The sequence below is a fragment of the Microbaculum mangrovi genome, assembly GCF_051390635.1.
Classification (GTDB): Bacteria; Pseudomonadota; Alphaproteobacteria; order Rhizobiales; family Tepidamorphaceae; genus Microbaculum.
Window position 1 is genome coordinate 443,478 of sequence record NZ_JBPODT010000003.1, and the last position, 18,569, is coordinate 462,046.

The 18,569-nt window shown below is 69.7% G+C and carries 16 protein-coding genes and 1 pseudogene; 7 read left to right on the top strand and 10 right to left on the bottom strand.

Features of this window, described 5'->3' with window-relative positions; translation table 11 throughout:
* Window positions 1-28: 28 nt before the first annotated feature.
* The 4 genes from ACSF9G_RS14865 to mutL all read left to right on the top strand — a co-directional run bounded on the left by ACSF9G_RS14865 (window position 29) and on the right by mutL (window position 7,015).
* Complete coding sequence (locus ACSF9G_RS14865; protein ID WP_436642864.1) at window positions 29-1,459, top strand: M16 family metallopeptidase; 1,431 nt, start codon at window positions 29-31, stop codon at window positions 1,457-1,459.
* Between the two features lie 103 nt (window positions 1,460-1,562).
* Window positions 1,563-2,936: a M16 family metallopeptidase gene (locus ACSF9G_RS14870; RefSeq protein ID WP_436642865.1), complete on the top strand. Its 1,374-nt coding sequence runs from the start codon at window positions 1,563-1,565 to the stop codon at window positions 2,934-2,936.
* Window positions 2,937-3,067: 131 nt separating this feature from the next.
* Window positions 3,068-4,387, top strand: a complete 1,320-nt coding sequence (locus ACSF9G_RS14875) for a phosphoglucose isomerase-related protein (protein ID WP_436642866.1) — start codon at window positions 3,068-3,070, stop codon at window positions 4,385-4,387.
* Window positions 4,388-5,152: 765 nt separating this feature from the next.
* Window positions 5,153-7,015 (top strand): DNA mismatch repair endonuclease MutL, encoded by a 1,863-nt coding sequence (mutL, locus tag ACSF9G_RS14880; protein WP_436642867.1) that lies wholly within the window; start codon window positions 5,153-5,155, stop codon window positions 7,013-7,015.
* A gap of 265 nt (window positions 7,016-7,280) precedes the next feature.
* Here the strand turns inward: mutL and ACSF9G_RS14885 are convergent, their stop codons facing one another.
* Genes ACSF9G_RS14885 through ACSF9G_RS14895 form a run of 3 tightly spaced genes read right to left on the bottom strand, consistent with a single transcriptional unit; the run spans window position 7,281 to window position 9,542 of the window.
* Window positions 7,281-7,985: a type 1 glutamine amidotransferase gene (locus ACSF9G_RS14885; protein ID WP_436642868.1), complete on the bottom strand. Its 705-nt coding sequence runs from the start codon at window positions 7,983-7,985 to the stop codon at window positions 7,281-7,283.
* Between the two features lie 38 nt (window positions 7,986-8,023).
* Window positions 8,024-8,584, bottom strand: a complete 561-nt coding sequence (rsmD, locus tag ACSF9G_RS14890; RefSeq protein ID WP_436642869.1) for a 16S rRNA (guanine(966)-N(2))-methyltransferase RsmD — start codon at window positions 8,582-8,584, stop codon at window positions 8,024-8,026.
* Window positions 8,559-9,542: a pseudouridine synthase gene (locus ACSF9G_RS14895; RefSeq protein ID WP_436642870.1), complete on the bottom strand. Its 984-nt coding sequence runs from the start codon at window positions 9,540-9,542 to the stop codon at window positions 8,559-8,561. Before ACSF9G_RS14895 ends, rsmD begins: the two co-directional genes overlap by 26 nt.
* A gap of 43 nt (window positions 9,543-9,585) precedes the next feature.
* Between ACSF9G_RS14895 and ACSF9G_RS14900 the strand changes: the two genes are divergently transcribed.
* Entirely contained in the window at window positions 9,586-10,035 is a 450-nt protein-coding gene (locus ACSF9G_RS14900; protein ID WP_436642871.1) for a nucleoside deaminase, read from the top strand.
* A gap of 111 nt (window positions 10,036-10,146) precedes the next feature.
* Here the strand turns inward: ACSF9G_RS14900 and ACSF9G_RS14905 are convergent, their stop codons facing one another.
* Window positions 10,147-11,172, bottom strand: coding sequence for a permease (locus ACSF9G_RS14905; RefSeq protein ID WP_436642873.1), 1,026 nt, complete (start codon window positions 11,170-11,172; stop codon window positions 10,147-10,149).
* Window positions 11,173-11,355: 183 nt separating this feature from the next.
* Window positions 11,356-11,643, bottom strand: a pseudogene (locus ACSF9G_RS14910) (ArsR/SmtB family transcription factor); the annotation flags it as partial.
* A gap of 204 nt (window positions 11,644-11,847) precedes the next feature.
* Here ACSF9G_RS14910 and ACSF9G_RS14915 point away from each other — a divergent pair.
* A complete protein-coding gene (locus tag ACSF9G_RS14915) occupies window positions 11,848-12,315 on the top strand; it encodes a BA14K family protein (protein ID WP_436642874.1) in 468 nt (155 codons plus the stop codon).
* A 22-nt stretch (window positions 12,316-12,337) separates the two neighbouring features.
* Here ACSF9G_RS14915 and ACSF9G_RS14920 read toward each other — a convergent pair whose 3' ends face one another.
* Genes ACSF9G_RS14920 through purD form a run of 4 tightly spaced genes read right to left on the bottom strand, consistent with a single transcriptional unit; the run spans window position 12,338 to window position 16,525 of the window.
* Window positions 12,338-13,186 carry a patatin-like phospholipase family protein gene (locus ACSF9G_RS14920; RefSeq protein ID WP_436643264.1) on the bottom strand — a complete coding sequence of 283 codons (849 nt, stop codon included), beginning with the start codon at window positions 13,184-13,186 and terminating at the stop codon, window positions 12,338-12,340.
* Window positions 13,187-13,245: 59 nt separating this feature from the next.
* The gene (locus tag ACSF9G_RS14925; protein WP_436642875.1) at window positions 13,246-14,337 is read right to left on the bottom strand and encodes a phosphotransferase family protein; all 1,092 of its coding nucleotides are present in this window, start codon (window positions 14,335-14,337) and stop codon (window positions 13,246-13,248) included.
* Window positions 14,334-15,245, bottom strand: a complete 912-nt coding sequence (locus ACSF9G_RS14930) for an alpha/beta fold hydrolase (RefSeq protein WP_436642876.1) — start codon at window positions 15,243-15,245, stop codon at window positions 14,334-14,336. Before ACSF9G_RS14930 ends, ACSF9G_RS14925 begins: the two co-directional genes overlap by 4 nt.
* A complete protein-coding gene (gene purD / locus ACSF9G_RS14935) occupies window positions 15,242-16,525 on the bottom strand; it encodes a phosphoribosylamine--glycine ligase (RefSeq protein ID WP_436642877.1) in 1,284 nt (427 codons plus the stop codon). Before purD ends, ACSF9G_RS14930 begins: the two co-directional genes overlap by 4 nt.
* A 191-nt stretch (window positions 16,526-16,716) precedes the next feature.
* On the opposite strand from purD, the gene xseA reads away from it, so the two are divergent.
* On the top strand, window positions 16,717-18,171 hold the full coding sequence (gene xseA, locus ACSF9G_RS14940) for an exodeoxyribonuclease VII large subunit (RefSeq protein ID WP_436642878.1): 1,455 nt from the start codon (window positions 16,717-16,719) through the stop codon (window positions 18,169-18,171).
* A 69-nt stretch (window positions 18,172-18,240) separates the two neighbouring features.
* On the opposite strand, the gene ACSF9G_RS14945 is transcribed toward xseA, so the two are convergent.
* Window positions 18,241-18,444, bottom strand: coding sequence for a YgaP family membrane protein (locus ACSF9G_RS14945; RefSeq protein WP_436642879.1), 204 nt, complete (start codon window positions 18,442-18,444; stop codon window positions 18,241-18,243).
* Window positions 18,445-18,569: the final 125 nt, after the last annotated feature.

Genomic DNA, 18,569 nt, shown 5'->3' on the forward strand with positions numbered 1-18,569 from the left:
GGGTGGCCAACTATGTGAGGGTAGCCCGATGCGAGCAGTCGCAGCGATACGTCTGGTTTTTCCGGCACTGGTTTCAATGATGGCCTACGGCTTTGCTTTCAGCGCGCCGGCGGGCGCGGCCTCCGCCGACGCGGTGACGACCTTCGAACTCGACAACGGCCTCAAGGTCGTCGTCATCGAGGATCACCGCACCCCGGTGGTCACGCACATGGTTTGGTACAAGGTCGGCGCGTCCGACGAGCCGCCGACCAAGTCCGGCATCGCCCATTTCCTCGAGCATCTGATGTTCAAGGGAACCGAGGCGCATCCCGCCGGCGAGTTCTCCAAGGTCGTCGCCGACATCGGCGGCCAGGAGAATGCCTTCACCTCCTCCGACTACACCGCCTATTTCCAGAAGGTCGCCAAGGACCATCTCGGCCTGATGATGGAATACGAGGCCGACCGGATGACCGGCCTGGTGCTGGCGCCCGAGGACGTCACGTCCGAGCTGCAGGTCGTTCTCGAGGAGCGCTCCAGCCGCACCGACAACGACCCCTCCGCCCAGCTCGGCGAGGAGCTCGACGCCACCCTCTACATGTCGCATCCCTATTCGCGCCCGATCATCGGCTGGAAGCACGAGGTCGAGGCGCTGACCCGCGACGACGCGCTGAACTTCTATAAGCGCTACTACACTCCCAACAACGCCATCCTGGTCGTCGCCGGCGACGTGACGCCGGACGAGGTCCGCGCGCTTGCCGAGGAGACCTATGGCAAGGTGGCGCGCCGCGCCGAGCCGGGCGAGCGCCTGCGCCCGCGCGAGCCGGAGCCGCGGGCCGCCCGCACCGTGTCGATGTCGAGCCCGCGGGTGCAGCAGGAAAGCGTGCGGATCGCATGGCTGGCGCCGAGCTACCGCACCGCCGAGCCGGGCGAGGCTGAGGCGCTCGACGTGCTCGCCGGCATCCTCGGCGGCGGCGCCAACTCGCGGCTCTACAAGGCGCTCGTCGTCAATGGCGGCGAGGCGGCCGCGGCCGGCGGCTTCTACCAGGGATCCGCCCTCGATGATTCCCGCTTCATGGTCTACGGCGTGCCCAAGCCCGACGTCGATCTCGACACGTTGGCCCAGGCTGCGGACGGCGTCATCGCCGATCTCGTCGCCGGCGGCGTCACCGAGGCCGAGCTGAGCCGCGTCAAGAACGCGCTGATCGCCGAATCGGTCTACGCCCAGGACAGCCAGTCCTCGCTCGCCCGCATCTACGGCACCGCGCTGACCACCGGCGGCACCGTCGCCGACATCGCCGCGTGGCCGGACAAGGTTCGCGCCGTCACCGCCGACCAGGTGGTCGACGTCGCGCGCAAGTACCTGACGCCGGAGCGATCGGTGACCGCCTATCTGCGCGCCGAGCCGCAGGAGCAGGCGTCCGTCCCGCAGGGCGGCGCGACCGGCGCGGCAGACCCCGCCGGCGCCAGCGCCGTCCAGTAAGCGCCCTGTCAGCACCCAGTAAGCACCCAGTAAGCACCCAGTAAGCACCCAGTAAGCACATTGCGCTGTCGCCCGATCATTCGAAAGCGGAGGTTCCCTCCCCATGCTGAAGTCCCTGGTGTGGAAGTTCATGACTGACGCGATTGTCCCGGCCCTTGCCGTCGCCACGGTCGCGACCGTGGCTGGCACCGCGGCCGTTCGCCCGGCCTCGGCGATCGAGATCGACAAGGTGGTCTCGCCCGGCGGGATCGAGGCCTGGCTGGTGTCCGAATCCGCCGTGCCGCTGGTGTCCGTGCAGTTCGCCTTCGACGGCGGCGCCGCGCAGGATCCGCCCGACAGGCCCGGCGTCGCCAACCTGGTGAGCGTGCTGCTCGACGAGGGCGCCGGCGACATCGACTCCGCCGCCTTCCAGGAGAAGCTGGAGAGCCTGGCGATCGAGATGTCGTTCGACGCCGGCCGCGACACCTTCTACGGCGCGATGCAGACGCTGACGGAGAACCTGGACGAGGCCTCCAACCTGCTGCGCCTGGCCATCACCGAGCCGCGCTTCGACGCCGACGCGATCGAGCGCATGCGCGTCCAGACCGAATCCGGCCTGCGCCGCGAGCTGACCGATCCCAACGCCGTCGCCGGCCGGCTGTGGTCCGACACCGTGTTCGGCAGCCACCCCTACGGCCGCCCGGTCAAGGGCACGCTGGAGACGGTGGCCGCGATCACCGTCGACGACCTGCGCGCCTATCACGAGCGCATCTTCGCCCGCGACACGCTCAAGATCGCCGTCGTCGGCGATATCACCGCCGAGCGTCTCGGCCCGCTGCTCGACGAGATCTTCGGCGGCCTGCCGCAGACCGCCGACCTCGCCCCGGTCGCCGAGGCGAAGCTGCCGGACGGCGGCATGCGGAAGGTCGTCGAGATGGAGATCCCGCAGACGGTGATCCAGTTCGGCCGGCCGGGCCTGAAGCGCGACGATCCCGATTTCGTCCCCGCTTACGTGGTCAACCACATCCTCGGCGGCGGCGCGTTTTCCTCGCGCCTCTATCAGGAGGTGCGCGAGAAGCGCGGCCTGTCCTATTCGGTCTACAGCTTCCTCTATCCCCTCGACCGCGCCGGCCTGATCGCCGGCGGGGCGGCGACCCGCAACGACCGCGCCGCGGAGTCGCTGGCCATCATCGACGAGGAGATCAAGCGCATGGCCGACGAGGGCCCGACCGCGGAGGAACTGGACAAGGCCAAGCGCTATCTCAAGGGCTCCTATCCGCTGCGGTTCGACACCTCGACCAAGATCGCTCGCCAGCTCGTCGAGATCCAGCGCGACAAGCTCGGCATCGATTACATCAACGAGCGCAACGACCTGATCGATGCGGTCACGATCGAGGACGCCAGGCGCGTCGCCCAGAGGCTCTATGGCGACGGCAGCCTCTACGTGACCATGGTCGGCCGTCCCGACGGCATCGCCGCCGACGCCAAGGGTGGCTGACGCGACCACGCCGGCGTTGCCGCCGCGCCACGGTCGGCCGTCCCGTTCGGGCTAGCGTACGGTAAGCCTTTCGCCTAAAGGTGGAAACGTGGCCCGCTGCGGGCCGCCAGTCGCCGGGCGAGGGAGGGGCCATGCCGCTCAAGCAGACGATCGATACCTGTTTCGATGTCGAGGTCGGTGATACCGGTCTCGCGCGCGCCGAATTCGAGGCCGTCCTGGCCCGCACCGCGCCGGTGCTGGTGTGGCTGCGCGAAGCCAGGGAATCCGGCGCTCTCCCGCTCTTGTCGCTGCCCGGGAAAACCGACGATCTCGCCGCGATCCGCGAGGCCGCCGACTGGCTCGCCGACGGCAGCACCGACGTCCTGGTGCTCGGCACCGGCGGATCCAGCCTCGGAGGCCAGACGCTGGCCCAGGTCGCCGGCTGGCGCCTCCCGGTCTCCGGCGATTTCCGTCCCGCCCCGCGCCTGCACTTCCTCGACAATCTCGATCCGCACGGCCTCGCCGAGGCGCTTGCCGTCCTTCCGCTCGCCACCACCAGGGCAATCGTCGTGTCCAAGTCCGGCGGCACCGGCGAGACGCTGATCCAGGCGATGGTGCTGCTCGCGGCCTACGAGGACGCCGGGCTCAAGGGGGCGATCGGCGAGCGCCTGCTGGGCCTCAGCGAACCGGCGGCCTCCGGCAAGCTCAACAAGCTTCGCAAGCTGCTTGAGCCCTTCGGTGTCCGCTTCCTGGAGCACGATCCGGGCGTCGGCGGCCGCTTCGCCGCGCTCACCAATGTAGGCCTGATCCCCGCCGCGCTTGCCGGCCTCGACATCGCCGCGGTGCGCGCCGGCGCGGCGCGCGCGCTGGCGCCGGTGCTCGACAAGGCGGCGCCCGGTGCCGTCCCGGCCGCGGTAGGCGCCGCGCTGGCTGTCGCCTATGCGGAGGCGCGCGGCATCACCCAGAACGTGCTCCTGGCCTACGGCGACCGCACCGAGCGGCTGACCCGCTGGTACGTGCAGCTCTGGGCCGAAAGCCTCGGCAAGCAGGGCAGGGGCATGACCCCGATCCCGGCCGTCGGCCCGGTCGACCAGCATTCGCAGCTCCAGCTCTTCCTCGACGGTCCCGCCGACAAGCTGTTCACCGTCGTCACCACCGACGTCGCCGACAAGGGCCCGCGCATCGATCCCGCGCTCGCCGCCGAAGCCGGCCAGGCCGAGTTCGGCGGCCGCACCGTCGGCGATTTCGTCGCCAGCCAGCAGCGCGCCACCGTCGAGACGCTCGCCCGCAACGCCCGCCCCGTGCGCGTGCTCCACGCCTCGGCGCTCGATGCCGAGCGGATCGGCGAGCTGATGATGCATTTCATGCTGGAGACCATCATCGCCGCCCACCTGATCGGCGTCGACGCCTTCGACCAGCCCGCGGTGGAAGAGGGCAAGGTGCTGGCGCGGACCTATCTGGAAGGGATGTAGACATAATCCCGCTCATTCCCGCAAAAGCGGGAATCGGGTCCGTATGGCATGGCCCAGCCCGATGCAGGCCGGTTCCCGCTTTTGCGGGAACGAGCGGAAATTAGCAGCGGCTGTGCCCCTGCCGGGAGATCCCCGGGTCAAGCCCGGGGATGACGGCTGCGGGGGCCGCAAGGCGTCAGGGACGCATGGTCGTGGCAAAGGCAACAGACCGCGCGCCCTGGACGTGATCCAGGGCCCAATCGGCCGTGCCCATTCACCGGTCGTCCGTTTTGATCACGAACCGCGTCGCAGCGATCCCCACTTCGCCGCAGCCGCTGTATGGGCCCTGGATCAAGTCCAGGGCACGAGGCCTGGCATATCGGCTGCCCGCATTCCAATCCGTCACGCTGTCTCGCTCCCTCTTACGTCATTGCCGGGCTTGACCCGGCAATCTCGTTCGGCAAGGGCGTCAGGGGCGCACAATCGTGGCAAAGGCAACAGACCGGACGCCCTGGACGTGATCCAGGGCCCAATCGGCGATGCCCTTTTCGCCGCCGGTCGGTGTTGGGCAAGGCCCGCGGCGCCGGCCGGCGCTTCGTCGCAGCCGCTGTATGGGCCCTGGATCAAGTCCAGGGCACGAGGCCTCGCGTATCGGCCGGCCGTATCTTACGTCGTCGACCCGTTTCACTCCTTTGCACGTCATTGCCGGGTGGGGGAATTGCGTCCGGCCGCTGAATTGCGCGACACTGGCGCGTCCCACGAAACCGACGAATCGCGCGAGACTCCATGGCCGTCCGCCGCCTGCCCGATACGATTGTCGACCGCATCGCCGCCGGCGAGGTGATCGAGCGCCCGGCCAGCGTCGTCAAGGAGCTGGTCGAGAATGCCATCGATGCCGGGGCGAAGCGCATCGACGTGGTGGTGGAGGGCGGCGGCCGCCGGCTGATCCGCGTCGACGACGACGGCGCCGGCATGTCGCCGCAGGACCTGACGCTTGCCGTCGAGCGTCACGCGACCTCGAAGCTTCCCGAGGGCGATCTGGTCGATATCCGAACCCTCGGCTTCCGCGGCGAGGCACTGCCCTCGATCGGCTCGGTGGCGCGTCTGACCATCGTCAGCCGCACCGCCGAGGATGACCACGCCAGCCGCATCGTCGTCGATTCCGGCGTGCGCGACGGCCCGATGCCCGGCGCGCGGGGGCGCGGCACCCGCGTCGAGGTGAGCGAGCTGTTCCACGCCACGCCCGCCCGCCTGCGGTTCCTGAAATCCGAGAGCGCCGAGAACCAGGCCGTCACCGACGTGGTCCGCCGGCTGGCGCTCGCCCATCCGGAAGTCGGATTTTCGCTGACCGTCGGCGAGCGCAACGTGCTGGCGGTCGCCCCGGCCGGCGCGCTGCTCGACGAGGCCAACGCGTTTGCCGACCGGATCGCCGAGGTGCTCGGCGGCGAGTTTCGCGACAACGGCATCGTCCTCGACGTCGAGCGCGGCGGCGTGCGGCTCACCGGCCTCGCCGGCCACCCGACCTGGCACCGGCCGAATTCCCGTCATCTCTACCTCTTCGTAAACGGCCGTCCGGTGAAGGACCGCTCGCTGGTCGGCGCGGTCAAGGCGGGCTATGGCGACGTGCTCGCCCGCGACCGCTGGCCGGCCTGCGCCCTGTTCCTGTCGCTCGATCCGCGCGAGGTCGACGTCAACGTCCATCCCGCCAAGGCCGAGGTGCGGTTCCGCGACGCTGGCCTGGTGCGCGGCCTCGTCGTCAGCGCGCTGAAGTCCGTTCTCGCCGGCACCGGGCCGAAGCCCTCGGCGGCGATGGCGGCGGAGACGCTGTCGAACTTCCGCGGCGGTGGGGCAGGGCAGGCGCCCTATCGATCCGGGGGATACGCGACGGGCGGACCGGCGGCCTACGCCGTCTCGGCGGCGGTTGCCGGAGCCATGCCAGCCGATACCCATCCCGCCGAAACCGGCTTCGCCGAGGCCCCGGCGGCCTTCGAGGGCTTTGCCGCCCCCTCGGCCGCGCCCGCCGCCGATTTTCGCGCCACGGTCGAGCCGGATGCCCCGGAGGCCGGCGCGCATCCGCTGGGTGCCGCCCGCGCGCAGGTGCACGAGACCTTCATCGTCGCCCAGACCGCCGACGGCATCGTCATCGTCGACCAGCACGCCGCCCACGAGCGCCTCGTCTACGAGCGGCTGAAGACGGCGATCGCCGAGAACGGCGTCGCCCGGCAGGCGCTGCTGATCCCCGAGATCGTCGACCTGCCTCCGGCAGACGCCGCCCGGCTCGCCGACAACGCCGAGGAACTGGCCGCGCTCGGCCTGGTGCTCGAGGCGTTCGGCCCGGGCGCGGTGGCGGTCAGCGAGACGCCGGCGATGCTCGGCGATTTCGACGTGAAGGGGCTGGTGCGCGACCTCGCCGACGATATCGCCGAGGCGGGCACCTCGACCCGGCTCCTGGACCGGCTCGAGGCCATCGCCTCCCGCATGGCCTGTCACGGCTCCGTGCGGGCCGGCCGCCGGCTCAACGCGCAGGAGATGAACGCGCTGCTGCGCGAGATGGAGGCGACGCCCAATTCCGGCCAGTGCAACCATGGCCGGCCGACCTTCGTGGAACTGAAGCTGTCGGATATCGAGCGGCTGTTCGGGCGGCGCTAGGCCGGTGCGGCGGACGGACTGCCGCGACCGCCGCGACCGCCTCGCCTGCCGCCTGTGGGTCCCGGATCACGTCCGGGACACGCGGTCCGTGTTTGTCGCTCGCCCTTGTTTGTCTCTCTGGTGGGGCCTCGAAAACAAAGGCGTGCCCTGGACTTGATCCAGGGCCCATAGGGAGGTCGTGGCGCTGCCCAGGCCGCTGTTGTCGACGACACCTGAGTGCATCACGCATCAGGCGGACGGCTGGTTTCAGCGGCGGAACCCGGCGCTAGGCGTCGATTACTTTGACCCATCGGCGGGCGAGCTCCCGGCCCAGCGCGTCGGCGACGGTTCCGTTGGTCTCCAGCTCCGCGGGCATCCGCGCCTCCCAGTCGGGCACAAGGTCGCGGACATACTCCGCCGACTTGCTGGACCAGTCGGCGACGACCGCGCGCGAAGCCTCGAAGTGGAACTGCGCGGCATAGACCTTGGCGCCGATCTTCCAGGCCTGGTTCGGCGTCATGGCGCTTTCGGCGAGCCGGATCGCGCCGGCGGGCAGCCGCACCGTGTCCTTGTGCCAGTGGAAGGCCGGGGTCGGTGCGGTCAGGCCGGACAGCACCGGATCGTCGGCGGCCTCCGGCAGCGGCGAGACCGGTAGGTAGCCGAATTCGAGCGGCCGGTTCAGGACGTTCTCGCCGTTGTAGGCGCGCGCGATGATCTGCGAGCCGAGGCAGATGCCGAGCACGGCGCGGCCGGAATCGCCGAAGGCGCGCGTCAGCCGGCACAGCGCCGGCAGAAAGGGGTAGTCGTCGTCGTCGAGGGCGCTCTGGGGCCCGCCCAGCATGATCAGCGCGTCGTGGTCGTCGGGCGTTTCGGGCAGCGGCTCGCCGCCATGCGCGGCGACGGTATCGATGTCCGCGCCGACGTCGGCCAGCGCCTGGCCGACATTGCCGAGCGGCGAGTTCGGGTAGCTCTCGACGACCAGGATCTTCATGCCGGGATTCTCACGCCAGGAGTGTCAGGTGGGGCTTCTCAGGATTGTCTGTAGCTCAGGATCGCGATCTCGGTTTCGCCGTAGGCACGGCGTTCGCGCTCGGTATAGCCCGCCGGCAGGTCGAGTTCGACCCCCGCCCGTTCCTCGACGACGACAAGCGCGCCGCCGGCCAGCCAACCGCCTTTGGCGAGGCTCGAAAGCGCCTTGTCGGCGAGACCCTGGCCGTAGGGCGGGTCGAGCAACACGAGGGTGAAGCCGCCCTGCGCGCCGGCCGGTCCCAGATGGGCGACGTCGCGCTTGGAGATGCGGGCAAGCCCCATGATGCCGGCGGCCTCGAGGTTGCGGCGGATCAGAGCGCGGGCATCCGCCGAGATGTCAACGAAGAGGGCCGAGCGCGCCCCGCGCGACAGGGCCTCGATGCCCAGCGCCCCGGTGCCCGCGCACAGGTCGAGCACGCGCGCGCCCTCGACCGGATCGTCATAGGCATGGGCGAGAATGTTGAACACGGATTCGCGCAGGCGATCCGACGTCGGCCGGATCGCCTGGCCCTTCGGCGCGGCCAGCGCCAGCCCCTTAAACCGGCCGCCGACGACGCGCATGCTGCTTGCCCGCGGGCTTTGCCGGCCCGCCCGTCTTCGCGGCCGCCGGGCGCGGCCCCCTTCCAGGTTTGGCACCAGGTTTGGCGCCCGGTTTCGGGCCAGGCTTCCCGCCCGGCTTGGGTGCCCCCTGCTTGCTGTCCCTGCCGCGCTGCGGCGCCGCCGCCTTGGTCGGCTCGGGCAGGGTGATGTTGGCCGCGCGGGCGAGCTTGACGCCGAGCTGGTCGCGCAGCACCCGCGGCTTCACCTCCTCGACCGCGCCGACGGCGAGATCGCGCAGCATGAACGGGCCGAACGACACCCTGATCAGCCGGTTCACCTTCAGCCCCAGCGCCTCGAGGATGGTCTTGACCTCGCGGTACTTGCCCTCGCGCAGACCCATCGTCAGCCACACATTGCCGCCCTGCGTGCGGTCGAGCGTCGCCTCGATCGGCCCGTAGCGCACGCCCTCGATGGTGATGCCGTCCTTCAGCGCGTCGAGCTTGTCCTGGGTGACGCCGCCATGCGCGCGCACCCGGTAGCGGCGCAGCCAGCCGGTCGCCGGCAGTTCCAGCACCCGGGCGAGCCCGCCGTCATTGGTGAGCAGCAGCAGCCCCTCGGTGTTGATGTCGAGCCGGCCGATCGTCATCACCCGCGGCAGGTCCCTGGGCAGCCGCTCGAAGATCGTGGCGCGGCCCTGCGGATCGCGCGTGGTGGTCACCAGCCCCGCCGGCTTGTGATAGAGCCACAGCCGGGTCGGCTCGACCTCCGCCAGCGGCGCGCCGTTGACGGTGATCGTGTCGCCGGGCGCGACGGTGAAGGCGGGGGTGTCGAGCACCTTGCCGTTCACCGCAACGCGGCCCTCCGCGACCAGCCTCTCGGCGTCGCGGCGCGAGCACAGGCCGGAGCGCGCGATGCGCTTGGCAATGCGCTCGCGCTCGGGGGCGGCGGGTGTCGGTTGGTGGGTGGTCTTGCCGGGCATGGCGTCCTGATAGCAGAGTGCGGCGGATAGGATAAGGAAGAAGATGGTCGGCAGGAGCAATATGGCCGAGGCGCTGGCGGAGGCTCGTGCCGCCGCGACGCGCGGCGAGGTGCCCGTCGGCGCCGTGATCGTGAAGGCCGGCGAGATCATCGCCCGCGCCGGCAACCGGACGCTGGAGCTGAAGGACCCGACCGCCCACGCCGAATTGCTGGCGATTCGCGACGCGGCGCAAAGGCTCGGCTCCGAACGCCTGGTCGACTGCGACCTGTGGGTGACGCTGGAGCCCTGCGCCATGTGCGCGGCGGCGATCTCGTTCGCCCGCATCCGCCGACTCTATTTCGGCGCCGCCGACGAGAAGATGGGCGCGGTCGAGCATGGCCCCCGCTTCTTCGCCCAGCCGACCTGCCACCACGCCCCCGAGGTCTATTCGGGCATCGCCGAGCGCGAGGCGGCGGACCTGTTGAAGGGCTTTTTCGAGGGAAAGCGGAACTAGCGGACGCGCCTTGGGACGTCATCCCCGGGCCTGACCCGGGGATCTCCCGGCAACGACGCAGGCGGGGTTGGGACGCAGGCCGGGTTGGCGTGTCGCTCCCGAGGATAGCCGCTAGGCCACGGCGCCGTAGACCAGGCCCGCGACCAGCGCGCCGGACAGGGCGAAGCCGACATAGGCCGCGAACACGGGCGGGCGGGCCAGCGCGAACACGGCGATCGCGGCCGGGATCGAGGTGACGCCGCCGGCGACCAGGAAGGCCATGCCGACGCCGGGCGCCATCCCCTGGTCGATCAGCCCGCCGACCAGCGGCAGCGCCGCGTAGCCGTTGAGATAGGCGGGAATGCCGACCACCGTCGCCAGCGCCACCGTGCCGACGCCGCCGGAGCCGAGCACATGCGCGATCATCTCGGCGGGAACATAGGCCAGCATCAGCGATTCGAGCAGGAAGGCGAGTGTCAGCCATTTGCCGAGGAACAGGGTGTTCCTGAGGCCGTTCTTCGTGAACGTTTCGCGGCGGTCGGCGTCGTCCCAGAAGGCCCAGACGACCGGCTTCGGCGCGCGCACCTTGCCGCCGCCGCACCCGCCGTCGCCGATCCCCGGCCGCAGCGGCGACTCGAACAGCGGCAGCTTCATCAGCGCCCACATGCCGAAGCCGCCGAGGAGCCCCATGCCGATCGCCGCGATCGTCTTGGCGATGGCGAATTCCATGCCGAGCGTTCCGGCGGTCAGCGCGAACATGGAAGGGTCCATGATCGGCGAGGCGAGCCAGAACGCCATGACGGGCGCGAGCGGCACGCCCATCGCGAGCAGCGCCGCGATCAGCGGGATGACGCCGCACGAGCAGAACGGCGACAGGGCCCCGATCAGCGCCGCCATCGCCACCATGCCCGCCGTGTGTCCCCGGAACGCCCTGGCGATCAGGTTGTCGGCACCCGACGCCGCCGCATAGGCGGCAAGCCCGATCGAGGCGGCGAGGTAGGGCAGGATCGAGATCAGGCTGTCGACCGTGAAGATCGCCGAGGCGCGGGCCTGCGCCGGCGCGGCGGCGGCGAGTGCCACCAGGACGATCAGGATCGCGGCGACTGCCGGGTCGATCGTCGCGGCGCGTCGTCTCAACAGGGCGATGGCGGTGGTCATGTCGGGCTCCGGTATTTCCAGAAATATCGAATAATTCGGGCGAAAAAATCAGCCCGCGGCTTTTCCGGCCTCCGCCGGCGGGCAGCACTCCGGCCCGCAACAGCCTTCCTCGCAGCAGGGATCGGCCCCAGGATCGCCGCCAGAATCGGGGCCCGGCCCGCCATTATCGTTCTTCGCCGCCGCCTTTTCCTCGATGCAGCATTCGGCGATCAGGTAGTCGGCCGTTTCCTTCATGGTGTCGAACTCCGCTCGGCAGATCAGGGTCGTTCCCTGCCGTTCCTGGCTGACGAGCCCGACCACGACGAGCTTCGCCAGATGGTGCGACAGGGTGGAGGCGGCGATGTCGAGGCGTTGCCGCAGATCACCCACCGGCAGGCCGCGATTGCCCGTCCGCACCAGCGTGCGGACGATGTCGAGCCGTGTCGGATTGCCCAGTGCCTCGAGCCGTGCGGCAACATCGTCGCGTTTCATGGGGCGACTCTGACGAAACAGCGGCTACAGGTCAATCAGTATTTCCAGAATTATCGAAATTATAATTTCCGGATGCAGTCTGACGGCGCCGATTCACCGCGGGTTCAAGGATCTGCGGTAGGTTGGACACCGAACGCGCGGGATTGCGGGCCGTCGAGGCCGGCTTTCGATCCGGCGCGGGGGAGGCATGCGGAAGGAGCTGCGATGGCTGCGAAACGGATCGTCCGCGGCGTTGTGACGGGTGCGTTGGCGGCCGTGACCTCTGCCGCCGTCGTGGCGTCGGTGTCGGTGTCGGTCGCGCAGGAGTGGCGCGCCGGCGGCGTATCGGCGCGCCCCTGGAATCCCGGACTGCACCCCGATCCCGTCTTCCGCAACGATGCCGCCGCGGCCGCGGCCGGCGCGGCGGCCGGAATCGTCGCCGGCCAGGCCATCGGCAACGCGCTCGGCCAGCCGCAAGCGCAGCCCCAGCCTACTTCGCCGCCGTCGTCCGTCACCATCGTGCCGCCGTCGCGCCCCGTCGCCAATCCGGCGATGCCGGCGCCGAGCTTCCCGGTCACGGCCGGCGTCTATCCGCCGGAATGGCATGCCTACTGCGCGTCGAAATATCCAAACTACGACGCCCAGACGGGCACCTATGTCGACGCCGAGGGCTTCAGGCAGTACTGCCAGTAGGCCGAGACCGCCGGGGCGATAGTCAGAACCGCCTGAGCGTCGTCTCCAGCGCCCGCTTCATCTCGTCCTTCGCCGGCTCCGCCGCCCTGACGATGGCGCGGGCCTTGAGGAAATCGAGCACGCGGAACAGGGTGATGTTGGGGCGGATCAGGATGTCCGGTCCCTTGTGCGTGAGCCGGTCGGCGATCACGCTCTGCATCAGGATCTGCGTCGACCCGAAGATCGCCTCGTAGGGGGTGGGCACGCGGCCGGCATCGCCCCTGGGCATATTGATCACATCGACCGCCGCGACCACGTCGATGTCCTTGCCGAAGAACCCGAACGGCAGTGGCTCGGTGACGCCGCCGTCGACCATCACCCGTTTGTCGACGACGACCGGGCGGAACACCATCGGTATCGCCATCGAGGCGGACACGGCGAGGCGGAGGTCGCCGGACGACAGCGCGACCGCCTTGCCGGAATAGAAGTCGGTCGCCACCGCCGAGAGCGGGATCTCCAGATCCTTGAAGTCGGTCGCCACACCGTCGGGCAGGAACAGGTCGAGGAGCTTCTGCGCGTTGAGCTGCACCGGATTGCCGAGGCTCGGCGTCAGCAGGTCGCTGAAGCGCTCGCGCCGCAGCTTCCACAGCCGCGACAGCACCTCGCCGCGGTGCTTGAAGACGGAGAGCGTATAGTCGCGCAGATCGGCGGCCGGGATGCCGGAGCAATAGGCCGCGCCGACGATCGCCCCGATCGAGGTGCCGACGACGCGGTACGGCCTGATGCCGAGCTCGTCGAAGGCTTCCAGCACCGGGATATGCGCGAGCCCCCGTGCCCCGCCGCCGCCGAGCGCCAGCCCGATCCTTGGGCCCCCGATCCTCGGCCCCCCAATCGTTGAATCACCATGATGGGGCCGGGGATGGGGCCGGGGATGGGGCGGGCGGGCCATGCTCAGCGCGCGCCCGCGCGCTCGGCGAAGCCCCAGGCGGTCTCGGCGAGCGGTCTCACCTGGCTTGCCATCGCCGCCGCGTTCTCGTTGGTCGCCGTGCCGTCGCGCACCCGCCCGACAATGCCCTGCAGGATCGCCGCCAGGCGGAAGAAATTGTAGGCGAAGTAGAAATCGAGGTTCGGAATGCCGTTCCGGCCGGTGCGCTCGCAGTAACGGCCGACATAGTCCTCGAGCGTCGGGATGCCGAGCGAGGGCAGGTCGAGATCGACCAGGCTGCCGGTCCCCGAGCCGAAGCGCGACTTCGGCATGTGCCATTGCATCAGGTGGTAGGTGAAGTCGCCGATCGGGTCGCCGAGCGTGGCGAGCTCCCAGTCGAGCACGGCCAGCACCTTCGGGGACTCCGGCGCCAGGATCATGTTGTCGAGCCGGAAATCGCCGTGGACGATGGCGGCGCCGGTATCCGGCGGCGTCGCGCCGGGCAGCCAGTCGATCAGCCGCTCCATCTCGGCGATCTCCTGGGTCTCGGAGGCGCGGTACTGGTCGGACCAGCGCTTGATCTGGCGCGACACGTAGCCGGCCGGCTTGCCGAAATCGCCGAGGCCCACCGCCTCGTAGTCGATCGTGTGCAGCTGCGCGATCGTCGCGTTCATCGCGTCGTAGATCGCCGCGCGTTCGGCATTGTCGCAGTCGGGCAGGTTCGGTACCCAGTAGACGCAGCCGCCGACGAAATCCATCAGGTAGAACATCGTGCCGACGACCTCGTCGTCGTCGCACAGGATCAGCGGCCGGGCGACGGGGAAGCCGACGCTGTGCAGCGCACTCAGCACCCGGTATTCGCGGTCGACGGCGTGCGCCGACGGCAACAGCTTGCCCGGCGGCTTGCGCCGCAGCACGTACCGCCCTGAGGCAGCCTCGATCATGTAGGTCGGGTTCGACTGCCCGCCCTTGAACTGCTTCGCCGTCAGGGGCCCCTTGAACTCCGGCACATGGGCTTCGAGCCAGGCCGCCAGCCGCTTTTCATCGAAGGCCAGGGCCTCGGTGACGTCCTTGGTACCGCTGAAGGCGGTCTGCCGGTCGATCGTCTGTTCGCTCATGATCCTCCCCGGAAAAAGTCGAGCAGTGCTTTGGTCGCCGCGTCCGGATTTTCTTCGCAGGCGAAGTGGCCGGAGTCGATGCCGATACCGGTAACCTCGTCGGCCCAGTCGCGCCAGATGTCGAGCGGTCCGCGCGTCTCTCCGGGAATGCCGGCGCTTCCCCACAGGGCGAGCAGCGGCGCGGCGATCTTCCTGCCCGCGGCGACGTCGGCCTCGTCGGCGGCGAGGTCGCAGGTCTGGCCGGCGCGGTAGTCCTCGCAGCAGGCGTGAATTCGGTCGGACTGCGAGAAGGAGGCGCGGTAGTGCGCCATCGCCCTGGGATCGAAGGCCTCGAGCGAATTTGCCTTCGTCCAGCTCGCGATCGTGTAGTCGAGATAGTCGGCCGGCGCCTTGGTGATCAGCATCTCCGGCAGCGGCTTCGGCTGGGCCAGGAACAGCCAGTGATAGACCTTCATCGCCATGGCGACCGTGAATTCGTGCCACATCGCGTGGGTCGGCACGATGTCGAGCACCGCGAGCCTGTCGAGGACCTGCGGGTGGTCGAGTGCCAGCCGGTAGGAGACGCGCCCGCCGCGATCGTGGCCGGCCAGATGGAACCGGTCGTGTCCGAGCGCCGCCATCACCGCGACCAAGTCCCTGGCCATCGCCCGCTTCGAATAGGTCGCGTGGTCCGGCACCGTCGCCGGCACCGAACTCTGGCCGTAGCCGCGCAGGTCCGGGATCACCAGCGTGAAGTGTTCGGCGAGCGCCGGCGCCACCCGGTGCCACATCACGTGCGTCTGCGGATAGCCGTGCACGAGCAGCAGCGGCGGCCCGTCGCCGCCGGTGCGCAGGAAGATCTCCGCGCCGTCCCCGGTCACCGTGCGGGCCTCGAAGCCCGGGAACAGGTCGGCGAGCGGTTCGCTCATGTCACGGGTGTCTCCCTCTCGACGGCGCGCCAGCCGATGTCGCGGCGGCAGAAGCCATCCGGCCAGTCTATCAGGTCGACGGCGGCATAGGCGCGCATCTGCGCCTCGCGGATGTCGCGGCCGAGCGCCGTGACGTTGAGCACGCGCCCGCCGGTCGCCGTCAGCACATCGCCGTCGCGCGCCGTGCCGGCATGGAAGACCTCGACGGAGTCCATCGCCGCGGCTTCCTCGATATTGCCGATGACCGTGCCCTTTTCGTAGGCGCCGGGATAGCCGCGGCTCGCCATCACCACGGTGAGCGCCGGCTCGGAGCGCCAGTGGATGCTGCGACTGTCGAGCGACTGGTCGAGCGCGCCGAGGATGAGCAGCAGCAGATCGTCCTGGAGCCGCATCATCAGGACCTGTGCTTCCGGATCGCCGAAGCGCACATTGTATTCGAGCAGGCGCAGTCCCTTCCCGGTGATCATCAGCCCGGCGTAGAGGATGCCCGAAAACGGCATGCCCTCGGTGCGCATCGCCGTCATCGTCGGCGTGACGATCTCGTCCATCGCGCGGCGGCACAGGTCCTCGGTCATCACCGGGGCAGGCGAATAGGCGCCCATGCCGCCGGTGTTCGGGCCGGTGTCGCCGTCATGGGCGCGCTTGTGGTCCTGCGCCGTTGCCAGCGGCAGGGCGGTGCGGCCGTCGCAGATGGCGAAGAAGCTGGCTTCCTCGCCTTCCATGAATTCCTCGATGACGACGCGCGCGCCCGCCTCGCCGAAGGCGCCGGCCAGCATGTCGTCGATCGCCGCCTCGGCTTCGGCCACCGTCTGGGCGATGATCACGCCCTTGCCGGCGGCGAGCCCGTCGGCCTTGACCACGATCGGCGCGCCCTCGGTGCGCACGAAGGATTTCGCCGCCTCCGCGTCGGTGAACACGCCGTAGGCGGCGGTGGCAATGCCGTAGCGGCTGCACAGGTCCTTCATGAAGGCCTTGGAGCCTTCGAGCTGGGCGGCCGCCGCGGTCGGTCCGAAGGCGCGGATGCCGGCCTTGTCGAGATCGTCGACCATGCCGGCGACCAGCGGCGCTTCCGGGCCGACGACGACGAGGCCAATGTCGTTGGCCTTGCAGAAGGCGATGACGGCGGCATGGTCCGTCACGTCCAGGGGCACGCATTCGGCGATCGCGGCGACCCCCGCGTTGCCAGGCGCGGCCCACAGTTTCTTGAGCAGGGAACTCTTGGAAAGCGCCCAGGCCAGCGCGTGCTCGCGCCCGCCCGATCCGATGAGTAGGACGTTCATTTCGCCTCGTCTTGTAGTCGACCGTCGGGATAGTCCGACTAGCACGCGGTTCCGCGGTCGTCACCCTCGCTTGCCGTTCTCCCCCGCGTCATCGCCGGGCGCGGCCCGACGATTCCCGCAAGGCGGCACAAGGTGTCGGGGCCTGCCGTTCGGCTCTCGCGCCCCGCCGCGCTTTCGCGTAAACAGGACGGATGGCCGACCCCGCCCAAGGCAATATCCCGGAGCTCAGCGTATCCGACCTCGCCTTCGCCGTGAAACGCACGGTCGAGGACGCGTTTCCCTATGTGCGGCTGCGCGGCGAGGTGTCCGGCTATCGCGGGCCCCATTCCTCCGGCCACTGCTATTTCGCCCTGAAGGACGAGAAGGCGCGCATCGACGCGATCATCTGGAAGGGCGTGTTCGGCAGGCTGCGCTTCAAGCCGGAAGAGGGGATGGAGGTCATCGCCACCGGCAAGGTGACCACCTATCCGGGCCGCTCGAGCTACCAGATCGTCATCGAATCGCTGGAGCCGGCCGGCGTCGGCGCACTGATGGCGCTTCTGGAGGAGCGCCGCAGGAAGCTCGCCGCCGAAGGCCTGTTCGACGAGTCCCGCAAGGTGCCGCTGCCCTACCTGCCGCGCGTCATCGGCGTCGTCACCTCGCCGACGGGCGCGGTGATCCGCGACATCCTGCATCGCATCTCCGACCGGTTCCCGGTCCGCGTGCTGGTCTGGCCGGCGCGGGTGCAGGGCGAGGGCGCGGAAGACGAGATCGCCGCCGGCATCCGCGGCTTCAACGCCCTTGCGGACGGTGGCCCGATCCCGCGGCCCGACGTGATTATCGCCGCGCGCGGCGGCGGCAGCCTCGAGGACCTGTGGTGCTTCAACGAGGAAATCGTGGTGCGCGCCGCTGCCGAAAGCCGCATCCCGATCGTCTCGGCGGTCGGCCACGAAACCGACTGGACGCTGATCGACCACGTAGCCGACATTCGCGCGCCGACGCCGACGGCGGCCGCCGAAATGGCGGTTCCGGTACGCACCGAGCTGATCGCCGTTGTCGCCGATCGCGGCCAGCGGCTGAAGACCGGGCTCATGCGCCTCGTCCAGGAGCGCAAGGCGCATCTGCGCGCCGCGACCCGCGGTCTGCCGCGCCTGACCGACCTTCTGGCGCTGCCGCGCCAGCGTTTCGACGAGGCCGCGGGCCGTCTCGGCCGCGCGCTGATGGCCAACACGCATGCCCACGGAACCCGGCTCGTCCGCGCCTCGGGACGGCTGTCGCCCGGCCGCATCACCGACCGGATCGTGCGCGGGCAGGAGCGGGTGGCCACGCTGCAGAGCCGCGTCGGCCGGGCGATGTCGGTCCTGGTGGAGCGGCGCAAGGACCGGCTTGCCCGGGTGGCGACCCTGCTCGATGCGCTGAGCTACGAACAGACGCTGAAGCGCGGCTATGCGCTGGTGCGCGATGCCGCCGGCGAGATGGTCCGCACCGCCAAGGGGCATGCGACCGGCGACCGGCTGGAGATCCGGTTCGCGGACGGCACCCTGCCCGTCGCCGTCGACGGTTCGACGCCACGACCGGGCAGGTCGGGCGCGGATGTAAAGACAGCCGATGCACAGAAAAAGGCCGGGCAGAAGCCCGGCCGTCAGGCGAGCCTTTTCGACGACTAGCGCCGATCCGGCCCGGGAGGGAAGCGTGTCCCGGGGCTCGCGCTCCCCGGGTTATTCGCGCGCGTTAGCTTAGGCGAACGCGTTGCCCGGCTTGAGGCCCACCTTCTTCAGGATCATGGCCAGCGGACAGAAACCGGTGAAGGCGGCCTGGAACATGTTGAGGCCGACAAAGGCCGTCAGCACGAACCACCAGATATTGGCCCAGATGCCCAGCGCCAGCGAGCCGAGGATCACGGCGCCGGCGAAAGCGAAAACGAAGCGATCGATATTCATAGTGGTCACCCGTTCATATTCGTATTCTTGAATATATAGTGGGCTGACCCCGCCGCGCAAGGGAAATGTCGCGGACAATTCCGAGAGTCCCGGGATCCGATCAGCGGGGGTCGTCTACGCAGTCG

Excerpts from the sequence above, each read along its gene's own strand:
- ACSF9G_RS14915 (WP_436642874.1), top strand. The coding sequence starts at position 11,848 with ATGGCTGCGAAACGGATCGTCCGCGGCGTTGTGACGGGTGCGTTGGCG.
- ACSF9G_RS14865 (WP_436642864.1), top strand. The coding sequence starts at position 29 with ATGCGAGCAGTCGCAGCGATACGTCTGGTTTTTCCGGCACTGGTTTCA.
- ACSF9G_RS14905 (WP_436642873.1), bottom strand. The coding sequence starts at position 11,172 with ATGACCACCGCCATCGCCCTGTTGAGACGACGCGCCGCGACGATCGAC.
- rsmD (WP_436642869.1), bottom strand. The coding sequence starts at position 8,584 with ATGCGCGTCGTCGGCGGCCGGTTTAAGGGGCTGGCGCTGGCCGCGCCG.
- purD (WP_436642877.1), bottom strand. The coding sequence starts at position 16,525 with ATGAACGTCCTACTCATCGGATCGGGCGGGCGCGAGCACGCGCTGGCC.
- mutL (WP_436642867.1), top strand. The coding sequence starts at position 5,153 with ATGGCCGTCCGCCGCCTGCCCGATACGATTGTCGACCGCATCGCCGCC.
- ACSF9G_RS14895 (WP_436642870.1), bottom strand. The coding sequence starts at position 9,542 with ATGCCCGGCAAGACCACCCACCAACCGACACCCGCCGCCCCCGAGCGC.
- xseA (WP_436642878.1), top strand. The coding sequence starts at position 16,717 with ATGGCCGACCCCGCCCAAGGCAATATCCCGGAGCTCAGCGTATCCGAC.
- ACSF9G_RS14945 (WP_436642879.1), bottom strand. The coding sequence starts at position 18,444 with ATGAATATCGATCGCTTCGTTTTCGCTTTCGCCGGCGCCGTGATCCTC.
- ACSF9G_RS14885 (WP_436642868.1), bottom strand. The coding sequence starts at position 7,985 with ATGAAGATCCTGGTCGTCGAGAGCTACCCGAACTCGCCGCTCGGCAAT.
- ACSF9G_RS14870 (WP_436642865.1), top strand. The coding sequence starts at position 1,563 with ATGCTGAAGTCCCTGGTGTGGAAGTTCATGACTGACGCGATTGTCCCG.
- ACSF9G_RS14930 (WP_436642876.1), bottom strand. The coding sequence starts at position 15,245 with ATGAGCGAACCGCTCGCCGACCTGTTCCCGGGCTTCGAGGCCCGCACG.
- ACSF9G_RS14925 (WP_436642875.1), bottom strand. The coding sequence starts at position 14,337 with ATGAGCGAACAGACGATCGACCGGCAGACCGCCTTCAGCGGTACCAAG.
- ACSF9G_RS14900 (WP_436642871.1), top strand. The coding sequence starts at position 9,586 with ATGGTCGGCAGGAGCAATATGGCCGAGGCGCTGGCGGAGGCTCGTGCC.
- ACSF9G_RS14875 (WP_436642866.1), top strand. The coding sequence starts at position 3,068 with ATGCCGCTCAAGCAGACGATCGATACCTGTTTCGATGTCGAGGTCGGT.